Consider the following 18,137-nt stretch of genomic DNA (forward strand, 5'->3'; position numbering starts at 1 on the left):
ATGCTGACGCTCTTTATCGTGAGTTTGATGTCTGCGAAACCAATGCTTAGCCATCGCCAGAAGTAGATCAGACAAAAATTATCGAAAGTTTGAGTTTTTTGAAATCATTGAAGGAATGGTTGCCTATTTACCATTCTCTTCAATTTTTTTTGTTCACAATCTTTAGTTAGCTGGTTGGCACTGCTCCAGCTATTGGTGAACCGGAAGTCAAACACCATAGCCTGGTTAAACCCGTGTTGAGTTGCTTCTCCACATCCATATTTCATCGCAATACACCCTTTCATGGCAGCATGAGGACGCAGGCTTTTTTGATTGGCCACTGATCAACACGACGTTGTGATTGAGGACTCTGATGTGGCTCTAAAGTTTAACCAAGTGCATCGCTCACATGGATCTAGTTATTGCCTTAGTCGTTCCTCTTGTGATTATCTTGGGCCTCACCATCGTTTTTACATCTGATGGTGTCCCAGGTTGGGTTTACGCCATCAACAGTCAATACAGCAGGAAAACTTGGCTCTATGGGGTGATCGCTCTGAGCACAGGCTCTTTGTTGATCGCAATGTTCAAAAGATAGATTTTAGTTTTAATAGTATTTACCTTATCAATATCAATGCTCTGATAAGTCCTGACGGCGCATTTTGCATCCCATCATGACAGATGTTGGCAGAGTTTTGGTGCGTTGCTATCAATGGAAAAAGCGAATCACTTATGAAGTTCAACCCCTTGTACATGATCACAGGTATTGCAGCAGCCTGTGGGATTGGAGCATCTGCAATGGGTTCGGAATCTATGATCAATCAAATGGTTGATGCCTATTGCTCAATCATGGAAGGAGAGAATGTAGGCGTTATGAACTCTTATGATCGAGGCATGAATGAAGGCATGGCCATAGGATTGGTCATGGGTCAATACCCAGAAAAGATTGACCAGCTTGCTTCAATGAGTGAGCAAGAAATCAATAGCCAGTTTTACCCTGGTATTGAGCAAAGATGTCCTCAGTATTCTTTTGGTGTTAAGTAGAAAACAGTGATCAGGAAACGATGTTTCTGAATGAAATGAATCTTTTAACTTTGTTTGGCGTTGTGTTGATCTTTGGCACTCCTGCAATTGCTGACGAGCTCATTTATTTACATTGCAAAGGAGAACTTACCTCAAAGGTTATGAATACCAATACTTCAGAAATCATTCAGCAAAATAAAGGGAAGCAAAATAAGACCTACATCATTGATCCCCAGAGAAGAATGCTGATGTCACAGGGCGGACAATGGTTGAATGCAGAGATGATTGACGGGGTATTGTCTAGTACTGGAGTGTCTGGGCAAGGTTTCAGTACAAGCCAGGAAACCATCCGGATGAATCTTGATCCTGTAGGTGAGTACACCTATGAGCAAAGGATTCAACAAAGGAATATTTCGATGGTGGTTGATGTGATGGGCACTTGTCGAGAGGTTGACCATTCCGAGATTGAAGCTGAGTTTCAACAGAATCAAAGGTGAAACCTTGCACAAGGATCTAGAGCAACTTTTATTGAACATCCATATTCTCTGAGATATGAAGGAAACACCTTTTTCATTCTTCATTCCTCATTCCTCATTCCAGTAATTTACTCAGTCACTTGGATTTATTTTGATTTTTTCACCTATGCAATAATCTATTGTTCTGTGTCTTGACATTGGCGTCCATCCTATTCTGCATGATGTTATTGATCTGTCCTTAAAGTTGGCTTGTAGCATCAGGATTATGAATTTCCACGAAAGTCGTGAAAACAGTAAATGTCAATGAATTGTCCGGCTCTATCTTTTCCCTCTAAATACACTTCATTCCATCGACCGAACGATCCTAGTCCAATCGTTTGAGTGAACTGTTCTAAGGCCTCGGCATAGGTCTCGAAGGAATCGACCTCGATTAGAAGATTGCCGTCATTGAGCTTGACAACGTAACACGCTCCTTTCAATCTTGAATTCGCCATGGTGTCTTGGGTAATTGAGCTGTTTGTAACTCCAGAATTTAGAATTGTAGTCTAGAAGATTACAGTTTCGTGTCGTTTCTTTTTTTGATCAGTTATCAATGATTCAGTGATCACTATGAACGCTGCTATCAAGCATCGTCGTTAAGCCTTGACTAGAACAATTTTTCATCAGCAGTGAACTCTTCACTGGCTTCTCAAGCCCCTCGTGTGTGCTGATAGGTGCCATTCTGTTGCTTACGCGATGAATCGCTTTGTGAGCTCAGCTGCTCAGACAGAATTGAGTACCATCATCTCGATGAGTTGTGAGATATCATCAGCCGTGGATGTGAAATACTACTTGGTTCCATGTGGATCCTCCCCTTCCAGTCTTGTTGAACTGTATTTGCTTGACAGGTGACTGCTGATGTCATGCAATTCTATGACGCCTTAAAAGCCCGATTCAAGACATTCTCGCCGTTGTTGGACCAAGCTGACCCTAAGCTCTCTACCTCGGCAGCTCAGCCAGGATGCTAGATTCACAATAATGACTGCACAAGTAGTTTGTGATTTCGATTCGCACAATATCCTGCTAACTTTGAATTATGTCTGTCCATAACAAGCTTCAATCTGCTGAATTCAGTTTTTCTGGTGAAAACTTTTGTTTAATGCGTGATACGGTTCAGGATGAGGCTTATGTTTTGTATATGGAGGATAATGGAAAATGGGCTGAGATGAATTGGCAAGCCTATTTCGAAGACGGTGACATTGATACTTTGAAAATGATTGAAGGGATTACTCAGGAAATCATTGCTCGTGATGATTGGCTTCCTGATTCGCAAATGCCGTCCAAGCCATTTGCTTATTATGAAGAGGGTCATATCTATTCCTTTTTGAATCAGAAAGCTGAAAAAACGGTTGAAGTCGAAGCGTCATGCTTGGATGAGGCATCTAATATTATGTTTGGAGACGGAGAGTACGATCCCAATGATTGGAAATTAGTCTTGATTGATCAAGTGCCGATCACACAGGCATGACACCATCGTTCTCTGATTCTTGTGATCAACATTTTGAGGCTACAAGCCCTTTTGCAGTTTTTAGACCGAAGACTAAACTGTTCTCAGCAGGTCATCTCAGCTAATGCTAATTCGAAGGATTGTTGCCTCATTGATGGTCTGTCTCTTGACGTTTGTTTCTCCAGCACTGGCACTCAATGTTGATGCGTATCTCAAGGCTGGCGTTGAAAAATCAAAATCTGGCGATTATCGCGGTGCTCTGACTGACTTCAATAAGGCGATTGAGCTTGATCCGCAGAACGCATCTGCCTACCAATATCGAGGCGTTGTTAAAGCTAAATATGGCGATTTTGAAGGCTCTATTATCGATTACAGTAGATCAATCGAGCTTGATTCAACTGGCAACACTTATGGGAGTCGTGGGATCGCAAAGGCGCGAACTGGAGATCTAGCTGGGGCCATTCTTGATTTTGATGTTGCGATTGAAATGAATCCCGAAGACGGAACAGCTTATTTCAATCATGGAATGGCAATGGAAATGTCGAATGATCTTCAACGAGCATGTTTAGATTGGAACAAGGCAAGTCAGCTTGGAGACTCTCAATCAATCAGTTTTATCAGAAAATATTGTGACATCTAACATTACAAAGCTAGAACCTGAGTTAACCAGCTTGGATAAAGCAAAAGTTGGTTAGAAACTTTGAATTAAAGATATTAATGCATTGATGATGAAGAATTTTTATTAATCATGAATGAAGAGCTGCGTCAGTCATTCTTGATTGATCAACTGCTTTTGAATAATTCGGAAGCCATGTCTCGGAAGCCCGATAAATTCTTCCCTGGTTCTCGCTTATTCGGTCGGATTGAATTGCCAGGGGACAGTGCGTCCGGTGCAAAGTTCACAAGAACAAGCTCAGGCTTTTCCGCTTCCGCTGCCGCGAGCTGGGCTGCGATCGCTTCGGCCGTGGTCAAAGATGGTTTCTTCGGGTTGGACGTGTCAACTGAACTTGGATTTGCAGTTTCACTAGTCTGATCCTCTCGAGATTGAGGCTTCTCCTCAGTGGACGCAGCGGTGGTGACTTCTGAAGTCTCAGATTCAGGAATGTTGATTGTCTCCGTTGCTACGGCTGGTTGCAGGGGGCGCAAGAGAACAACTCCCACAGCAAGCACTAACAAGGAGAGCACAGTGGCAGGGAGTCCAAGCGTGCGACCCTGAAAATTCCAGAGAATCGAAGAACCCGTCAGACCCAGGACACCTGCGATCGCGAGCAGAGGGCCGAGAAGTTTCACTAGAAGATTTTTCATATCAAGATTATGGCGAATTCGGTCCAGTTGATGTGAGCTGAACCAACCTTTCAGATCTTAAAGCTTGATCCTGAACCAGACAGTGCCGGATGCTTGTGCAAAGTGTTCCTTGTGTTGGATCATCAAACCGTTGGTGTATTAAAGAAATCATCGCGGCCACCTTGGTGAGACGCCTGCTGTACTCCCTTCTGCAATATCCTTTGGTTATTTGATTGCTGTAGCCGCTCAATCGATTGAGGTGTAGATCTATTTTTATTTGTCTTGCTTGATCTGCTCTTTCCCGAATAATCTAATTTTGATATTGATTCACGACACTATTGGCTCGAACCGTGATCAAAAACCGCGCTGTTCTTGTTCACGCATGTGTAGCCTCATTTTCTGATATTGAAGTATCGCTCTCTCTTTGCTGAGGTGCGGAAACAATGCTGATGCTTCTTGTTGATTGACGGGATCCAATAACCAATCATCTTGTCGCTCAGGTGCTATTTCCTTAGCTGACCGTTCCCATCGTTGAAGAATTGGCAACCATCCGAGCCAGCGTTGGCGCCATTGTCCAAAGGTTTCAAGAGGATGCATCGATGTCTTCTATTTCAATCACGCTTGAAAACTCACTCTCTGATAACAGAACCACAGCCATTGCTGGAATAGAAGATTTCGGTGTGACCTCCAGAGAGTCAGAGGATGGTCGGAGTCAAAGTTCTGCGGTGGCGGAACATCGCCCCGGGCTTTGTCTCGTTCCATTTCAGCCAGAATTCTGTCGACGTTATATTCGGGATGTCCAAGATGCATCAGTTGTCGTTGATCTGGCGTTTCGAAGATTGTGTAGCCCACCAATTCTCCGTGTGCCAGTAATCGCAATCGCCCCTGTCGTTGTGCTGCTTCCATCGCGGTATCTGGAAGTGTCGCGTAGCGACTTTGTGGGCAGAAAAATTGATCGTTCTGTGTGCCCATCAGAGAATGGCCAGGTACAAGGCTGCGCATTGGGAACACCCCAAACAGCTTCTGTTGGAGTGGCACTTTGCGAACTCCCGCCAGATAAGCCAGGGCAAAACCCGCCCAGCACAAGCCAAGGGTGCTGGCGCAGCTGATGCGGGCCTCATCAACCAGTTTCACAAATTCTGTCCAATAGGTCACCTCCTCAAAATCAAGATGTTCAACAGGTGCTCCGGTGATGATTAATCCATCCAGAGGCCCCTTGGCATTGGCCTCGTCCCAAGTCTTGTAAAGGCCATCAAGATGCGATTGGTCCCAGCTCTTGTACGCATGGGTCTGCAGACGAATCCAGATTGGTTCGATCTGAAGCACTGAAAGTCCAAGCGGATGCAACAGGTTGAATTCGTACTGTTTCCCCAACGGCATGATGTTCAGAATCCCGATCCTCAAGGGCCGGATGTCCTGGCGTTCTGCCTGCTCTGGTTTGATCCAGGAAATGCGATTGCGTTCAACGGCTGTGATCTTGTGATAATTAGCCGGGAGGATCAGAGCCATGTCACAACATCTCCGATCAGGCGCCAGATGCCAGGGCCTGATCGAAGTCAGCCTTGATGTCATCGATGTGTTCAAGACCCACAGACACTCTCACCATGGTTGGGGTGACACCGGCTGAGGCCTGCTCACTTTCGCTCAGCTGCTGGTGTGTGGTGGATGCCGGATGGATCACCAATGTCTTGGCATCGCCCACGTTGGCCAGATGGCTCGCCAGTTTCAGACTGTCAATGAAACGCACTGCATCGTCATAGCCGCCGTTGAGCGAGAACATCAACATGCAGCCCATCCCACGGCCTGTTAAATATTTTTTGGCAGCTGAATGATATGGATCGCCGCTCAGGCCCGGATAGCTCACGCTTGTGACCTTCGGGTGCTGTTGCAGCCACTGCGCCAGCTCCATGGCGTTTTGCGCATGGCGTTCAACTCGCAGACTCAGCGTTTCCAGGCCTTGCAGCAGTAAGAAGCTGTTGAACGGACTCACTGCCGGGCCCCAGTCGCGCAGTCCTTCGACTCTGGCTCTCAGGGCAAAGGCAATGTTTCGATGATCCGGAAGTCCCAGCATCTTGCAGATGTCACTGCCGAAGCCAAACGCGTCCCAATGCACAAGACCGTGATATGCAGCGCTGGGCTGGCTCATCAGCGGGAATTTGCCATTGCCCCAATTGAAGGTTCCGGCATCCACAATCACGCCGCCGAGACTGGTGCCATGGCCGCCAATCCATTTGGTGGCGCTTTCCACCACCACATCAGCACCATGCTCGATCGGGCGCAGCAATGCTCCGCAGGCCCCGAGGGTGTTGTCCACGATCAGGGGAATGCCTCGTTCTTTGGCAAGAGCTGATAACCCTTCGAAATCAGGAATGTTGAAGCGGGGGTTGCCCATCGCTTCCACATAGATCGCTTTGGTGTTGTCGTCGATCTGCGCAGCAAAGCTGGCAACGTCGTCTCCTTCCGCGAACTTGACGTTGATGCCGAGGCGGGGGAATTGAACCTTGAACTGGTTGTAAGTCCCGCCGTAGAGGAATGACGTGGAGACGAAATTATCGCCAGCCTGCATGCAGTTGGTGATCGCCAAGAACTGGGCTGACTGTCCTGATGCTGTAGCCAGTGCTGCGACACCTCCTTCCAGAGCAGCCACCCGCTTTTCGAAGACATCCGTTGTGGGATTCATCAGCCGGGTGTAGATATTCCCGAATTCCTTCAGTCCGAACAGATTGGCGCCGTGTTCTGCGTCATTGAAGACGTAGGAACTGGTCTGATAGATCGGTACAGCTCTTGAATTGGTCGTGGGATCAGGGACCTGTCCCGCGTGCAGTTGCAGGGTCTCAAAGCGCTGATCCGTCACGGCGATCGCAGAGAAGTCAATCCATTTCTAGCGGTGTGGCGATCGAGCGACCTCAGCCGGCGTCTGGATCAGGCTTATCGGTCTCTGCCAGTGAGGGAAGGGTCTGACGCAGCAGCGGAGTCAACCTGCTGCGAACTTCGCTTCGGAAGCTGTCGAGCGTTCCGCCAAGCAACACCGGATAGGGCTGTTCCCCAGTGAGTTCGCGTAGATGACGCCATTTGCTGTTCTCCTTTTCTTTCAGTTCCGCCAGTGCTGCCTGAAAGTCATGGCTGCGTAATTGCATTTCCTCGCTGCCCAGCGCCGAAGCCTGTTCAGCCATCTGCTCTCGGAAGGCATCAAAGCTCTTGGCTTTGATCGTGTCCGGAAGACCCAGAACTGGCTGGTAGTGGTCCAGAAGACGCAGTTCTTCCTCCAGAAGAATCACCCACGCTCCCTGGGATCCTTCAGCAAGTTGCATCTCAGACTGCGCCGCACTCATGGCGTCCAGATGGAAACGCAGCCAGCGGTAGTAAGACTTGTCTTGGGTGTTCTTTTTGACAGAGGCTTTGCCTGTTGCCAGCACGGGGAGAGCTGCTTCGGCTTTACGCAGAAACAGACGATCTTCCCGTTCCAGGTTCATCGCTCCCCAGCGCTGCCGATACTCCCAGAGTTCGGCGTAGCGATTGACATCGTCAGCAGACCAGCCGAGACCGGCCAGTTCGTCGGCGCGATGGGTGAGTTCTTTTGCCACGCAGCTTGTTAAGTCCTGATCCCCGAAGCGTAGATGCCAGACGATGAAAGGCCAGGGGGGATGGCCACTGCTGCAGCTTCTTCAACCCATTGCTGAGTTCTTCTTCAGGGCTGGAGTCCTTCCTTCAGGGGTGCACTGTGGCGGTTGTGTCGCAGATAGTCGTTCACCCCAATGGGTTGTTGTTGCTCATAACCCTCATGCAACCAAAGGTCACCGGCGGAGGAGGCGTAATGGATCTGCCATTGGTGAAGACTCCTGTAGGTCAGTGGCTCTTGCTTCAGAAGAGCTGCGTAATGGAGCACAGCTCGGCCGTAGTGGTCGCTGTTGTTGTACCCCCAAAGGCCGCTGCGGATGTCCTTCAAGCCTCCGCGTCTCACGAGATAGCGAGCTGCTGCATGGATGGCATCCCATGGGTCTCGGATATTGCCACCATTGCCGATGCCTGGTTCTGCCCAGGTGGTTGGTAGAAACTGCATCGGACCCTGGGCATTGGCAACGGAAACGCCGTCGATCCTTCCCATTCCGGTTTCCACCAGATTCACGGCAGCCAGAACGGTCCAGTCGATCCCTGTCGCCGCCGATGCACTGCGGTAGGCCCTGAGTAATTGATCAGCAGGCTCGGGAGACTGGATTCTCCAAGCCGGCAAGGTGGACGAAGCAGTTCCACGATGCATCGCCAGGAACTCTCTGCGGGCTGCGATGTGCTGGTCAAAGACCCAGCGCCAGCGTGGATCCATTTGGGAGCGAACGTTCTCACTCAGGTGCGGGCGCTTGGACAGAACTCTGTAAATCACCTGTTGCTGATGGGCCAGAGCCCCGAGGTCCAGTTCTGCCAGCTGCGGGGTGATCAAAGCAGCCTCGATACCGGTAATCAGCGCAGCAATATCGCTTGGTTCTTTCGGCACCAACGGGTAGTTCCGACCATTCGGAGCAATGGGCAGGCCTGTCTGGTTTGGCAGTTTCGGGATCGTTGCGCCACTCGGTCTTGCATCGACAGCCGTTTCGATGGTTTCAACCGTCTTGCAAGCCACGGTGATCGGACTGAGCAGCACAGCGATGCTCATCAGACAACGCACCCAGATCCTGGTGTCAGGCAGATGACTGTTCACCAACGCAGAAAACCCCTTCTGTCATGGAAGTCTGGCTTGTCCGCTGGATGGGACAGAGCCCAATAACTCAGACAGCTGCTTCGGTCTTCCAGAACCATGGTCAGGGCAATTTCAGGAATCTCTGCGGACGGCCACCAGGGCTGGAGTGGAATCTGAATGGTGCAGCGGCAACCAACTCGATTCATGCTGAAGCGCACTTCAGGGGGTTTCGCCAGTGGTTCGGCGATTCCACCCGTGCGGTAATCGTCGAATTGATAAAGGTTCCAGTCTCCGTTCGGAGCAATATTCACCTCCCAGTACCCTTCGGCACCTGGACGAGCAAGAAAGGCTTCGAAACAGGTGTGTTCCCAGAGGTTGTCCTGCCTCCGTGCTGAGTTTTCTGGTTTATGCCTGTTGAACGAGAGGCCACCGATGCAGCTTTCGGCCAGCTTCGGTCCAAGGCTGAAGCTCAGTTCAAGTGGAGCGTCTTCGGTCCAGACGAACTCCGCCGTGGCGAGAACCGAAGGGCATTGAGCATGATCGAAGGGAATCAGTGGGCAGACCTGCCTCACCATCACCGGGTGTCGTCCCATTCTTTAAGTCTCCGACCAGGCTGTGCCGTGCTGAGCTCGATGCCTGATTGTGTGCCTTGTCGTCACTGTTGAGTGGTGAAGTCCGGCCTGTTGAGATTCGCAGACTAGGAGCAGAGTCAGAATGGAACCAGGGGGAGCTGACAAGACATGAGCCTGAGAGAACGCTTCGCTGATCTGTTGATTCGTGCGGCATGCCGCATCGCTCCATCTGTGGATCCCGATGAATTCGAAGATCTGCCGCAGCCGTTGGAACCCTTGGAGGATGGCGTTCCTCTCACAATGTCAGCCTCGGCGAATGCTGCTGATCTGCCTTCAGTGGAACCACTTTCGCTGGATCAACGTGTCATCAGCCGTTCGGTCAAAACCCTTAAGGCCGAAGCCATCAGCTCTCTGGCCACGCTTCATGCAGCGCATTTAGTGGGTGCCTCCGTCTGGGATGAGCGGCGAATCGCTGCTCGTGTGAATGCTGCCTCTGGTCTCAAAGCTGCCAGTCCTGAAGTGCTCGCAGAGATCGAGGGGCTGGCAGTCACCTGGCAAAACGACCTTTCTGCCATCACGAATGCTCTGCAGCAGGTCGCCGCCATCAGCTGCCCCGAAGCACCGATTTCTCAGGACCTTCGGCTTGAGGGGGAAGAGCAAGACCTTGCAGCAGACCTGATCGAATCCTGTTCCGTGGAACTCACGCGCCATCAATTGGAACTGGCCAACCCTCAGGACGAAGACGCTCAACAAGAGCCAAACGATGAACAAGGTCCCAAGCAACAAGCTTGATCGAGAGACTCAACGCTTCGTTCAAGTCTTGAGAGGAAAAAGCTGGCCAGGTTCTTTGCAACCTGAGGGCAGGGATGGGCATCATCCACACCAGTTCATGATGAACTGAGTCATCCTGGCTTGACACCAAGCAAGGAGCACAAGATGCCAAAGGATTCTGGACAGATTGATCGCTCCAATAGTTACAGGCAAGCCAGGGAGTGGTTGATTTCAGCAGCTGTAGAGACTGTGCTTGATCATTGTTCAGAGAAGGATCGTGCTCGGCTGAGGTTGGTTACACCTCCAGAGCTACAGGACTCTGCAGTACTGATTCCTGAATTTAATGAGCAGACCAATCAAAATGCTGATCTCATCGTTCAGCAAGCAATCGCTACGATTTCAATCCTGATTTCCAAGGAATACAACATCACTATTTTAAAGCCGGAAATCTGACGCCTTTTCTGCTCTTGTGAGAGCTGGCTTCATCTGCGAACTGATCCCATGCGTTGTTGGTAGTGATGATCTGAGTATTGTTAGTCATCGATGCAGCTGAAGAATATGGCGCTGACTTTGGCGGACAAGCAGTCAGGTGTTTTGCGAGGTATGGGACTTGGGTTCATCATTTCCCTCCTGTTGATTCTCTATGGGATCCTCTGCAACCCACTGTCCTTCTCTGATTCACAGACAGTGGATAGCAGGCTAATTGTTCTGGGCTGGAGTTTGCTGATTCCTTGTTTCTTCCTGATAGGTTCCATTGCAAGAGTTGCCAAGTATCGTTTCTTTTCCTCTGCGGATATTGATTCTTCTGCAGTCAAGTCTTCATCGCTGAAGCTTGTGTGTCTCCAATCGATTCTTCAGAACACTCTGGAGCAAACGGTGCTGGCCACGGTGGTTTACCTGCTTTGGATCCTGATGACTCCTTCGGTCTGGTTGTCAGTACTTCCGCTGTCGGCTTGTTGTTTTTTTGCAGGACGAATCTTGTTTATCGGGGGATATCGCAAAGGAGCGATTTCAAGAGCTTTGGGTTTTGCCTTGACGTTTTATCCTTTAGTCATGATGTTTGCCCTCATTCTCTTCAGTGCACTGCGCTCGCGTGCTTGAACTTAGGGTTCTTGCGCAAGTTCTTCAATCAGGTTGTTGAGGTCTTTCCATTGATTCTCGATTGATTGAGTCAGGGCAAACTGAACCTCAGCGCGGTCGAGATTGTGCTGAAGCCTTGATGTCCGGAAGTAGTGGTCTCCGGATAGATGATCTGTGAGAAAGCGGATTCCAAGCTCAAGAGGAATCAGGCGAATGCAATCAGGTAGGTAGCGGAAATCCTCTGGCGTGAGGAATGATCGGCCGATGGACAGATATCCCTCAAGGATCGCTCGGCAAAGATTGAGATCAAAGCTGACTTGTTCTGCATCGAGAGTCTCCTCTCCCAATCTGTTGCAGCAGGAACGCAGACAGTCGCCGATGTCGTAGTGAACCAGTCCCGGTTTCACCGTATCAAGATCGATCAGGCCGACGGCCTGTCCGGAGGCGTTATCGATCATCACGTTATTGATCTTCGGATCTCCGTGAATCGGTCGTCGTTTCAGTTCACCTCGTGCACAGGCCTGCTCAAGAACATCGATCCCTTGCCTTCGCTGCTCGATGAAGGAGACGGCCTGAGTGGTGCGTCGGCTGATCCGATCACTCGATCTGGAGAACGCCAGGTCGAATTCAGCCAGGTAAGCCGGCGCGATGTGGAAATTCTCGAGAGTGTCTGCCAGTTCGTCAGTGGCCAGATCACTGATCAGGTGATGAAACATGCCCAAGCCGTAGCCAAGTTCACGGGCATGAAGGTCGTCTTGGATGACATCCGTTGTGGTGGCTGCACCGATGTGGGTGATCGACCTCCAGAATTCACCCTGATGCTCCACCCAGTGGCTATCCGCATCCAGGGTTGGCAGAACTTTGGGAACCTCCCAGCGACGACCCAACAGCTCTGGCGGTTCTTGTGCAAGTCGTTGCTCAACATGGCTGCCCAGTTTCAGCAGATTGCGCATCACCAGTTCAGGTTGTTCGAACACCTGAGTGTTCAGACGCTGCATCACGAAGGCTGATCGTGAAGCACTGCGATTGAGTGTCACCAGAAATGTGTCGTTGACATTTCCTGAACCAAGCTGGCTGATCCCATCGATCTGTTCCGGTGGATGGAACAGGCCTGCGATGGTCTCCAGGATCGAGTTGGGGCTGGAGAGCGGGGAGGACACGGCGAATCGCATGGGTCTCATCACGAAACATGCCGTCTTTGTTGCCCTTTGCCAGCAATGAGTGTGCGGAAAATCAGGCGGGAAGGCGGCAGCATGGTGATCGTTGTCTGAACGTCACGGGTGCCACGAATCCTTCACACCGCTGACTGGCAGATCGGTAAGCCCTATCGCTGGATTGAAAATTCTCAGAAACAGGCTCGTTTGCAGCAGGAGCGCGTTGATGCCGTCCTGAGGATTGCTGATGTGGCCAGCCAGGAAAACGTGGACCTTGTGCTGGTTGCCGGTGACCTGTTCGACTCGAGCACGGTGGCTGCTGCCGTGGTCATGGAGGTGCTGGAAGCGGTGGGATCGATCCCATCACCTGTAGTCGTGATCCCTGGTAACCATGATCACGGTGGCGCCGGTGGTATCTGGAGGCGTGACGATCTGCGCCGGCAGATGCAGCAGCGTGCTGGCAATCTTCAATTGCTTGACAAGCCGGAACCAGTCGATGTTGCTGGTGTCACTCTTCTGCCCTGCCCCCTGCAACGACAGCGGAACAGCCAGAGTCCGTCTCTCTGGCTCGATCAGCTCAACTGGACACAACTCGATCCGGTGAAACCGCGCGTTGTTCTGGCCCATGGCTCGGTGCAGGGTTTCGGTGGTGAAGGCCAGGTCAATCAGCTTTGCCTCGAGCCACTGCCCCGTGATCAAATCGATTACATCGCCCTTGGCGACTGGCATGCGCTGATGGAGGTTGATCGCAGAACCTGGTACAGCGGTACACCGGAACCCGATCGCTTTCCCACAGGGCCCGATGACTTGAGATCACAGGTTCTCGTGATTGATGTGGAAAGGGCCCAGCCGCCAAGGGTCATCGTGAAACCAACGGGCCGTCTGCGTTGGCACCGGATCACCATGACGCTCAACGGCGATGCCGATCTGCCCCGGCTTGAGCAACAACTGGTCGAGTCGGTTGGCAGCCGGGTGGGTCGTGATCTGATGCGGCTTGAGCTGAACGGACAACTTGGTCTCCAGGGCCATCTCCAACTGGAGGAACGTTTAGCGCTGCTCCGAGAACAGCTCCTTCACCTTCGCCTGCGAGGCAAGCTGCACCGCCAACCAACCGCAGAGGAGAGGGATGAGCTGCTGCTTCGGATCGATAGTCCCCTGGTCAGCACGATCGCGGCAGGTCTTCAGGACGAGCTTCAAAGCACTGCTGATCCGCTGGTTGAGCATGCTTTGATCGAGTTGCACCGTCTCTGCGCCACGGGTTCATACGCCACTGAATCTCGCTCCTCGGATCCATGCGCCTGATTCGTTGTCGACTGGAAAGCATTCGCCGGCATCGAGCTCTGGAGGTGTCCTTTGCTCCTGGGCTGACCTTGATTGGGGGGGCCAATGAATCCGGTAAAAGCTCGCTCGTGGAGGCGATGCACCGGACATTGTTTCTGCGTGCCTCTGCCACGGGAGCTGCAATTCGTGATCTGCGTTCGGCCACGCACGCAGGTCATCCCCAGGTCGAGATCGATTTTGATGCTGCCGGATATCGTTGGTCACTGTTGAAATGTTTCAGCGGTGCCGGCGGCACCAGCCGCCTGAGCCGAGCGGGTCAGGAGGCTTTGCTTGGTGGCGATGCAGAGGATCAGCTGGCTGCTCTTTTGGGAGTCGAGGAAATCATCGGTAGCCGACAGGTGAACCGTGTTCTACCCACCCGTTGGGCTCATCTCTGGGTGATGCAAGGACTGGCCGGTCGCAACCTGCTGGATCTCAGCGGCGAGCACTACGACCTCAAGGGATTAATCACCGCTCTGGAGGGACAGGCTGAGCAATCACTGCAGTCGCCGATGGATCAGCAGGTTTACAACCAGCTTGAGCAACTTGTGGCGTCGAGCCTCACCAGTCGGGGCGTGAAACAAAACAGTGAACTCTGGAAACGCCGGCGGGACGTTCAACAAGCTTCAGAGCAACACGCCGAGGCAAAGGAGCGACTGCTCAGTTATGAAGCAGCCTGCATCGAGCTAGACGCCAATGAGCAGGCTCTTGATCAGTTGGAATGTCGCGCACCGGAAGTGCAGAGGCGACGTCGACAGCTGCTAGCTCTCAAGGATCTGCAACAACGTCTGGCTCCTCTTCGACTTCAGCAGACCCAATGGCAACAACAGCTCAGTGCGCTGACGCGTCTGATCAAGGAGATGCAGGCAGCTGAAACGGCGATGAGGGTGTTGCGACAGGAGCTCAGGGTCATGAACGAGTCCGCTGAGACCACCTCCATCACACTCGAAGATCAACGACGTGCCTGTGAACAACTTGATCGCAAGCGTCAGGCGCTTGAAGAGCGTGGCCATGCCCTGCGACGTCGTCAGGACCAGGAACAGCTTGAACAACGCATCCAGGGCTTGCGCAGGCACAAGCAACAACGCGCCAAATTCGAACAGCAGCAATTCCAGCTCACGCAACAGCTGACGGCACTGCCAAGTCGCGATGCCAGCGATCTGGTGGCCCTGAAAGCTCAGCAGTCACAGCTTCGTGAGCTGGAGATTCGTCTTCAAAGCATGGCATCGCGGATCGAATTGCAGTCCTCCAACGTGACTGTGTGCCTGGATGGCGAACAGCTCGGGATTGGCGACGTTGCCCAAAGAACAGGTGCTTTTCGGCTTGAGGTGGGTGAAGACGTCACCTTGCTGGTCAGTCCAGGAGAAGGGATCGGCCTTTCAGCACTGATGGCCGAAAGAACGCAGTGTCAGTCTCTGTTGGAGCAGAACCTCAAGGTCTGGGGTGTCAGCAGCCTTGAAGCTGCAGAGGCCCAGTTGCAGACTCGCACTGAGCTTCAACAGCAGCTTGCTGTTCTTGATGCACGTCTTCGCCAGCTCATGGAGCAGCAGCAGAGCAACCTGAAAGGCGATCAAGACCTCGAACAACTCGAGCAGCAGCTCGCTGAACTCCGACACCATCCAGTGGATCGTGAGATTGCCGTTGAGGACGATCTTGCAAAGGCGTTGGACGACTGCCGCCAGACCTATCAATCGGTCCAGGAAAGGCTCCGCGCACTGCGTGGCGACTATGAGCGCGCGGAACGAGAACAGAAAGGTTTCGCCAAGAAGCTTCAGGAGCTCCAGATTCGACTGGAACGGCATGAAGCCCAGCATGCACAGCAGCTTCAACAACAACACGAGATTGAATCGCGGCATGGAGGAGCTCAATCAATCGAGGTTGAACTCAAGACGGTCTCGCATCAGTGTGAGCTGTTGCAGGACCAACTGCTCGTGCTCTGTGACGACTGTGGTCTCGCATCTGGCACCGACGTGGAGACACCACTGGCTGAGCTGGATGATCGTGAGCTGAAGCTCAACCGGCAACGCACGGATCTCAATCGTGAACGGGGCTCATTGCTCGAGCGCTGTGAACGTCTCGGAAGTCGTGAACTCCATGCCGACCTCGAGGAAATGTCCAATCGTCTTGAGGTGGCTCAACAGGCAGAAGAACAGGAAACCCAGCTGGTTGAGTCACGGGTTCTGCTTCTCAAGCGTTTCCAGGACGCGCGTGCGGACCTTTCACGTCGCTACTCATCACCACTGAAAACCAGCATCAATCGTTTCATTGCTCCGTTTCTGCAGCAAGCCGGCGACAGCTCTGAGCTGCGTTTTGATGCCAGCAACGGCCTGAAGGATCTGCGTCTTCAGCGCTCAGGTCAGAGCCTCGAGTTTTCACAACTCAGCGGAGGACTCAAGGAACAGCTCAACGCAGCTGTTCGCTTGGCGATCGCCGAGGCTCTGCGCGATGGTCATGACGGCTGTCTTCCTTTGTTGTTTGATGACGCCTTCACCAACAGCGATCCATCGCGACTTGAAGCGGTTGGGAGCATGCTCCGGCAGGCAGTTGATCTGGGTCTGCAGGTGGTGCTACTCAGTTGTGACCCCGATCCCTACCGAGGAATTGCCGATGCGGTGATCGATCTCGACCATCACTGACGTTCTGGATTGGGGTGATCGAGTTCAGAGTGCGTTTTCGATCACGTTCATGGCTTTGAGATAGGCCGGTGGTTCATCGACTGTGTCCTGTTCTTCGATGCCGTTGTCATCTCGAATCAGGCGGCGGGCGTTATCGGCAATCACGGCATTCACCAACAAATCCATCGCCTCGGGCTGGTCAAGATTCTGGAGTGCCTCGGCGTATCGCCGGCTGTGGGTGGGTCGCACCGACTCCTGGCAGTAGTTGGAGAGCTCACGGCTTTCGGTCATCACCGAAAACGCCACATCCTTGGTTGTGGAATTTCCATAGATGGCCATGTAGAGCAGGTTCACCATCGATGCGTCGTGCACAGGAATGGCGTATTTGCGCACAATCTGTGGCCAGTAGCGCAACGACTTGAGACCTTCCAGGCCTCCTTTACGCAGGCCTGCCTGTTCGCACCAGTTCTCAAGCTCTTCCATTGAGTGCGGACAGCGCTTTTCGTCCCGCATGTGCTCTGCCAACACCTGACCTGCCTGAAAATTACGGGTCGGTGTGCCGGAAACCGGCAACATCATGCTGCCGCGCACGTCAGCCACCATGGCTGTGAGTTGCGCAAAGGTGTGATCGCGCACCTTTTCCATATCCCCCCCCCGCACTAAAGCCGCTTCGATTCTCTGAACGCCGTAACCGAGTTCCGTCAGTGCAAAGGGCTGACGGTTGTAAAGCCTTTGGCGATTGCGCCGAGCCATGGAAACCGTTGCCGCTTGGTCCAGGCACTGGTCAAGCAGAAGTGTCAGCAGAGTTGGAAGCACTCCAGGGTTGTCCTGGTGATAGGCGTAGCCAAACCCGGCAAAAACCGACGACATGTTTTTCGCAGCCTTGATGTACTGCCCCTCAATGTTGTGAACCCCAGCTGAAACCTGAATGTTCGGCGACAGTCGATCCAGCATTCGCGCTCCCAGCAGTGCTGTCAGTGCGTTGGGATGGCAGAAGTTGGCCGTGAAGCTGTCGAGTGGATTGCGCAGGGCGCCATGGCGATGAAAACCGGAGAAAAAGCCCAGGCTCGGGACTTTTTCGCACAGCACATAGGACTCGTTGATCAAGTTGTCATGGCTGAATGATCCAGCCAGGCAGGCCAGCACCACATGTTGCCGACCCAATTGATCCCGCAGTTGAATCGCTTCGATCAGGTCTTCTTCAACATGATTGCTGTTGGCGCTGAGCACCACCAGCTCACAGCGTTTGAGCAGGTCAGCCAGGGTGTTGGGCTGACGCACACCCTCAACCAGATGGCTGCCCATGCGTTCCATGACCGCAACGTGCTTGGGGTCCATGCCGTCGAGGGCCGACTGCGTGAACGCACCGAGAAGCTCGCGATCGGGTCGGGGTGCCAGCAGCAGATTCTCTTCGTCCTTCTGCTGCATGGCGCAGTTGTAGGCAAGGGACGCGGGATAGAGCCCCACGCTGTAGAACCCGACCTTTCCTGTCTCCAGCTCCCAGACCCGCTGACGCACCTGATCCCTGTCGAGGCTGGGAGGAAAGAATCCGTTTGAGTTCAACAGTGCTGCAGTGCTGAGACTCATTGCAATGAAGGGGAGGATGAGGTGAACAAAGGATGGAAAGCTTGGCTGGAGGCCCAGTTACACCGCTGTTGTTGGCTGGTTCATTAGTTCGTGGCGAGCCGTTGGATCAACCCATTCCAAT

At 52.3% G+C, this 18,137-nt stretch carries 19 protein-coding genes; 10 read left to right on the forward strand and 9 right to left on the reverse strand.

Translation table 11 applies throughout. From position 1 onward, the window contains the following. Nucleotides 1-104 precede the first annotated feature (104 nt). Nucleotides 105-320, reverse strand: a complete 216-nt coding sequence (locus AC6EI9_RS02785) for a hypothetical protein (RefSeq protein WP_498468983.1) — start codon at nt 318-320, stop codon at nt 105-107. A 337-nt stretch (nt 321-657) separates the two neighbouring features. Here AC6EI9_RS02785 and AC6EI9_RS02790 point away from each other — a divergent pair, with 337 nt between their 5' ends. From AC6EI9_RS02790 to AC6EI9_RS02810, 5 genes are all read left to right on the forward strand, one after another. Next, nucleotides 658-1,020 (forward strand): hypothetical protein, encoded by a 363-nt coding sequence (locus AC6EI9_RS02790; protein WP_498468984.1) that lies wholly within the window; start codon nt 658-660, stop codon nt 1,018-1,020. A 20-nt stretch (nt 1,021-1,040) separates the two neighbouring features. Then, a complete protein-coding gene (locus AC6EI9_RS02795; protein ID WP_498468985.1) occupies nt 1,041-1,496 on the forward strand; it encodes a hypothetical protein in 456 nt (151 codons plus the stop codon). A gap of 1,054 nt (nt 1,497-2,550) precedes the next feature. Then, nucleotides 2,551-2,982 (forward strand): hypothetical protein, encoded by a 432-nt coding sequence (locus AC6EI9_RS02800; protein ID WP_498468986.1) that lies wholly within the window; start codon nt 2,551-2,553, stop codon nt 2,980-2,982. Nucleotides 2,983-3,127: 145 nt separating this feature from the next. Next, entirely contained in the window at nt 3,128-3,601 is a 474-nt protein-coding gene (locus AC6EI9_RS02805; protein ID WP_498468987.1) for a tetratricopeptide repeat protein, read from the forward strand. Nucleotides 3,602-3,709: 108 nt separating this feature from the next. After that, nucleotides 3,710-3,994, forward strand: a complete 285-nt coding sequence (locus AC6EI9_RS02810) for a hypothetical protein (RefSeq protein ID WP_498468989.1) — start codon at nt 3,710-3,712, stop codon at nt 3,992-3,994. 605 nt (nt 3,995-4,599) lie between these two features. On the opposite strand, the gene AC6EI9_RS02815 is transcribed toward AC6EI9_RS02810, so the two are convergent. The 6 genes from AC6EI9_RS02815 to AC6EI9_RS02840 all read right to left on the reverse strand — a co-directional run bounded on the left by AC6EI9_RS02815 (nt 4,600) and on the right by AC6EI9_RS02840 (nt 9,510). Beyond that, the gene (locus tag AC6EI9_RS02815; protein WP_498468990.1) at nt 4,600-4,842 is read right to left on the reverse strand and encodes a hypothetical protein; all 243 of its coding nucleotides are present in this window, start codon (nt 4,840-4,842) and stop codon (nt 4,600-4,602) included. 18 nt (nt 4,843-4,860) lie between these two features. Continuing rightward, nucleotides 4,861-5,754, reverse strand: coding sequence for a homoserine O-succinyltransferase (locus tag AC6EI9_RS02820; RefSeq protein ID WP_498468991.1), 894 nt, complete (start codon nt 5,752-5,754; stop codon nt 4,861-4,863). A 16-nt stretch (nt 5,755-5,770) separates the two neighbouring features. Then, nucleotides 5,771-7,099, reverse strand: a complete 1,329-nt coding sequence (locus AC6EI9_RS02825; protein WP_498468992.1) for an O-acetylhomoserine aminocarboxypropyltransferase/cysteine synthase family protein — start codon at nt 7,097-7,099, stop codon at nt 5,771-5,773. Between the two features lie 52 nt (nt 7,100-7,151). Further along, nucleotides 7,152-7,829: a hypothetical protein gene (locus tag AC6EI9_RS02830; protein WP_498468993.1), complete on the reverse strand. Its 678-nt coding sequence runs from the start codon at nt 7,827-7,829 to the stop codon at nt 7,152-7,154. Between the two features lie 104 nt (nt 7,830-7,933). Further along, on the reverse strand, nt 7,934-8,893 hold the full coding sequence (locus AC6EI9_RS02835; protein ID WP_498470140.1) for a lytic transglycosylase domain-containing protein: 960 nt from the start codon (nt 8,891-8,893) through the stop codon (nt 7,934-7,936). A gap of 41 nt (nt 8,894-8,934) precedes the next feature. Further along, the gene (locus tag AC6EI9_RS02840) at nt 8,935-9,510 is read right to left on the reverse strand and encodes a DOMON-like domain-containing protein (protein WP_498468994.1); all 576 of its coding nucleotides are present in this window, start codon (nt 9,508-9,510) and stop codon (nt 8,935-8,937) included. Nucleotides 9,511-9,657: 147 nt separating this feature from the next. Here AC6EI9_RS02840 and AC6EI9_RS02845 point away from each other — a divergent pair, with 147 nt between their 5' ends. The 3 genes from AC6EI9_RS02845 to AC6EI9_RS02855 all read left to right on the forward strand — a co-directional run bounded on the left by AC6EI9_RS02845 (nt 9,658) and on the right by AC6EI9_RS02855 (nt 11,361). Further along, nucleotides 9,658-10,281 (forward strand): hypothetical protein, encoded by a 624-nt coding sequence (locus AC6EI9_RS02845; protein ID WP_498468995.1) that lies wholly within the window; start codon nt 9,658-9,660, stop codon nt 10,279-10,281. A 120-nt stretch (nt 10,282-10,401) separates the two neighbouring features. Continuing rightward, a complete protein-coding gene (locus tag AC6EI9_RS02850; RefSeq protein ID WP_498468996.1) occupies nt 10,402-10,713 on the forward strand; it encodes a hypothetical protein in 312 nt (103 codons plus the stop codon). Nucleotides 10,714-10,803: 90 nt separating this feature from the next. Further along, complete coding sequence (locus AC6EI9_RS02855; RefSeq protein WP_498468997.1) at nt 10,804-11,361, forward strand: MAPEG family protein; 558 nt, start codon at nt 10,804-10,806, stop codon at nt 11,359-11,361. 2 nt (nt 11,362-11,363) lie between these two features. On the opposite strand, the gene AC6EI9_RS02860 is transcribed toward AC6EI9_RS02855, so the two are convergent. After that, nucleotides 11,364-12,512: a phosphotransferase enzyme family protein gene (locus tag AC6EI9_RS02860; RefSeq protein ID WP_498468998.1), complete on the reverse strand. Its 1,149-nt coding sequence runs from the start codon at nt 12,510-12,512 to the stop codon at nt 11,364-11,366. A 108-nt stretch (nt 12,513-12,620) separates the two neighbouring features. On the opposite strand from AC6EI9_RS02860, the gene AC6EI9_RS02865 reads away from it, so the two are divergent. Together AC6EI9_RS02865 and AC6EI9_RS02870 are read left to right on the forward strand one after the other, a co-directional pair. Next, nucleotides 12,621-13,796 carry a metallophosphoesterase family protein gene (locus AC6EI9_RS02865; RefSeq protein WP_498469000.1) on the forward strand — a complete coding sequence of 392 codons (1,176 nt, stop codon included), beginning with the start codon at nt 12,621-12,623 and terminating at the stop codon, nt 13,794-13,796. After that, complete coding sequence (locus AC6EI9_RS02870; protein WP_498469001.1) at nt 13,787-16,450, forward strand: AAA family ATPase; 2,664 nt, start codon at nt 13,787-13,789, stop codon at nt 16,448-16,450. The genes AC6EI9_RS02865 and AC6EI9_RS02870 overlap by 10 nt, the downstream gene beginning before the upstream one ends. Before the next feature lie 24 nt (nt 16,451-16,474). On the opposite strand, the gene AC6EI9_RS02875 is transcribed toward AC6EI9_RS02870, so the two are convergent. Continuing rightward, a complete protein-coding gene (locus AC6EI9_RS02875) occupies nt 16,475-18,016 on the reverse strand; it encodes a DUF8648 domain-containing protein (protein ID WP_498469003.1) in 1,542 nt (513 codons plus the stop codon). Between the last annotated feature and the right edge of the window lie 121 nt (nt 18,017-18,137).

It is taken from the genome of Synechococcus sp. MIT2312 (assembly GCF_059772315.1).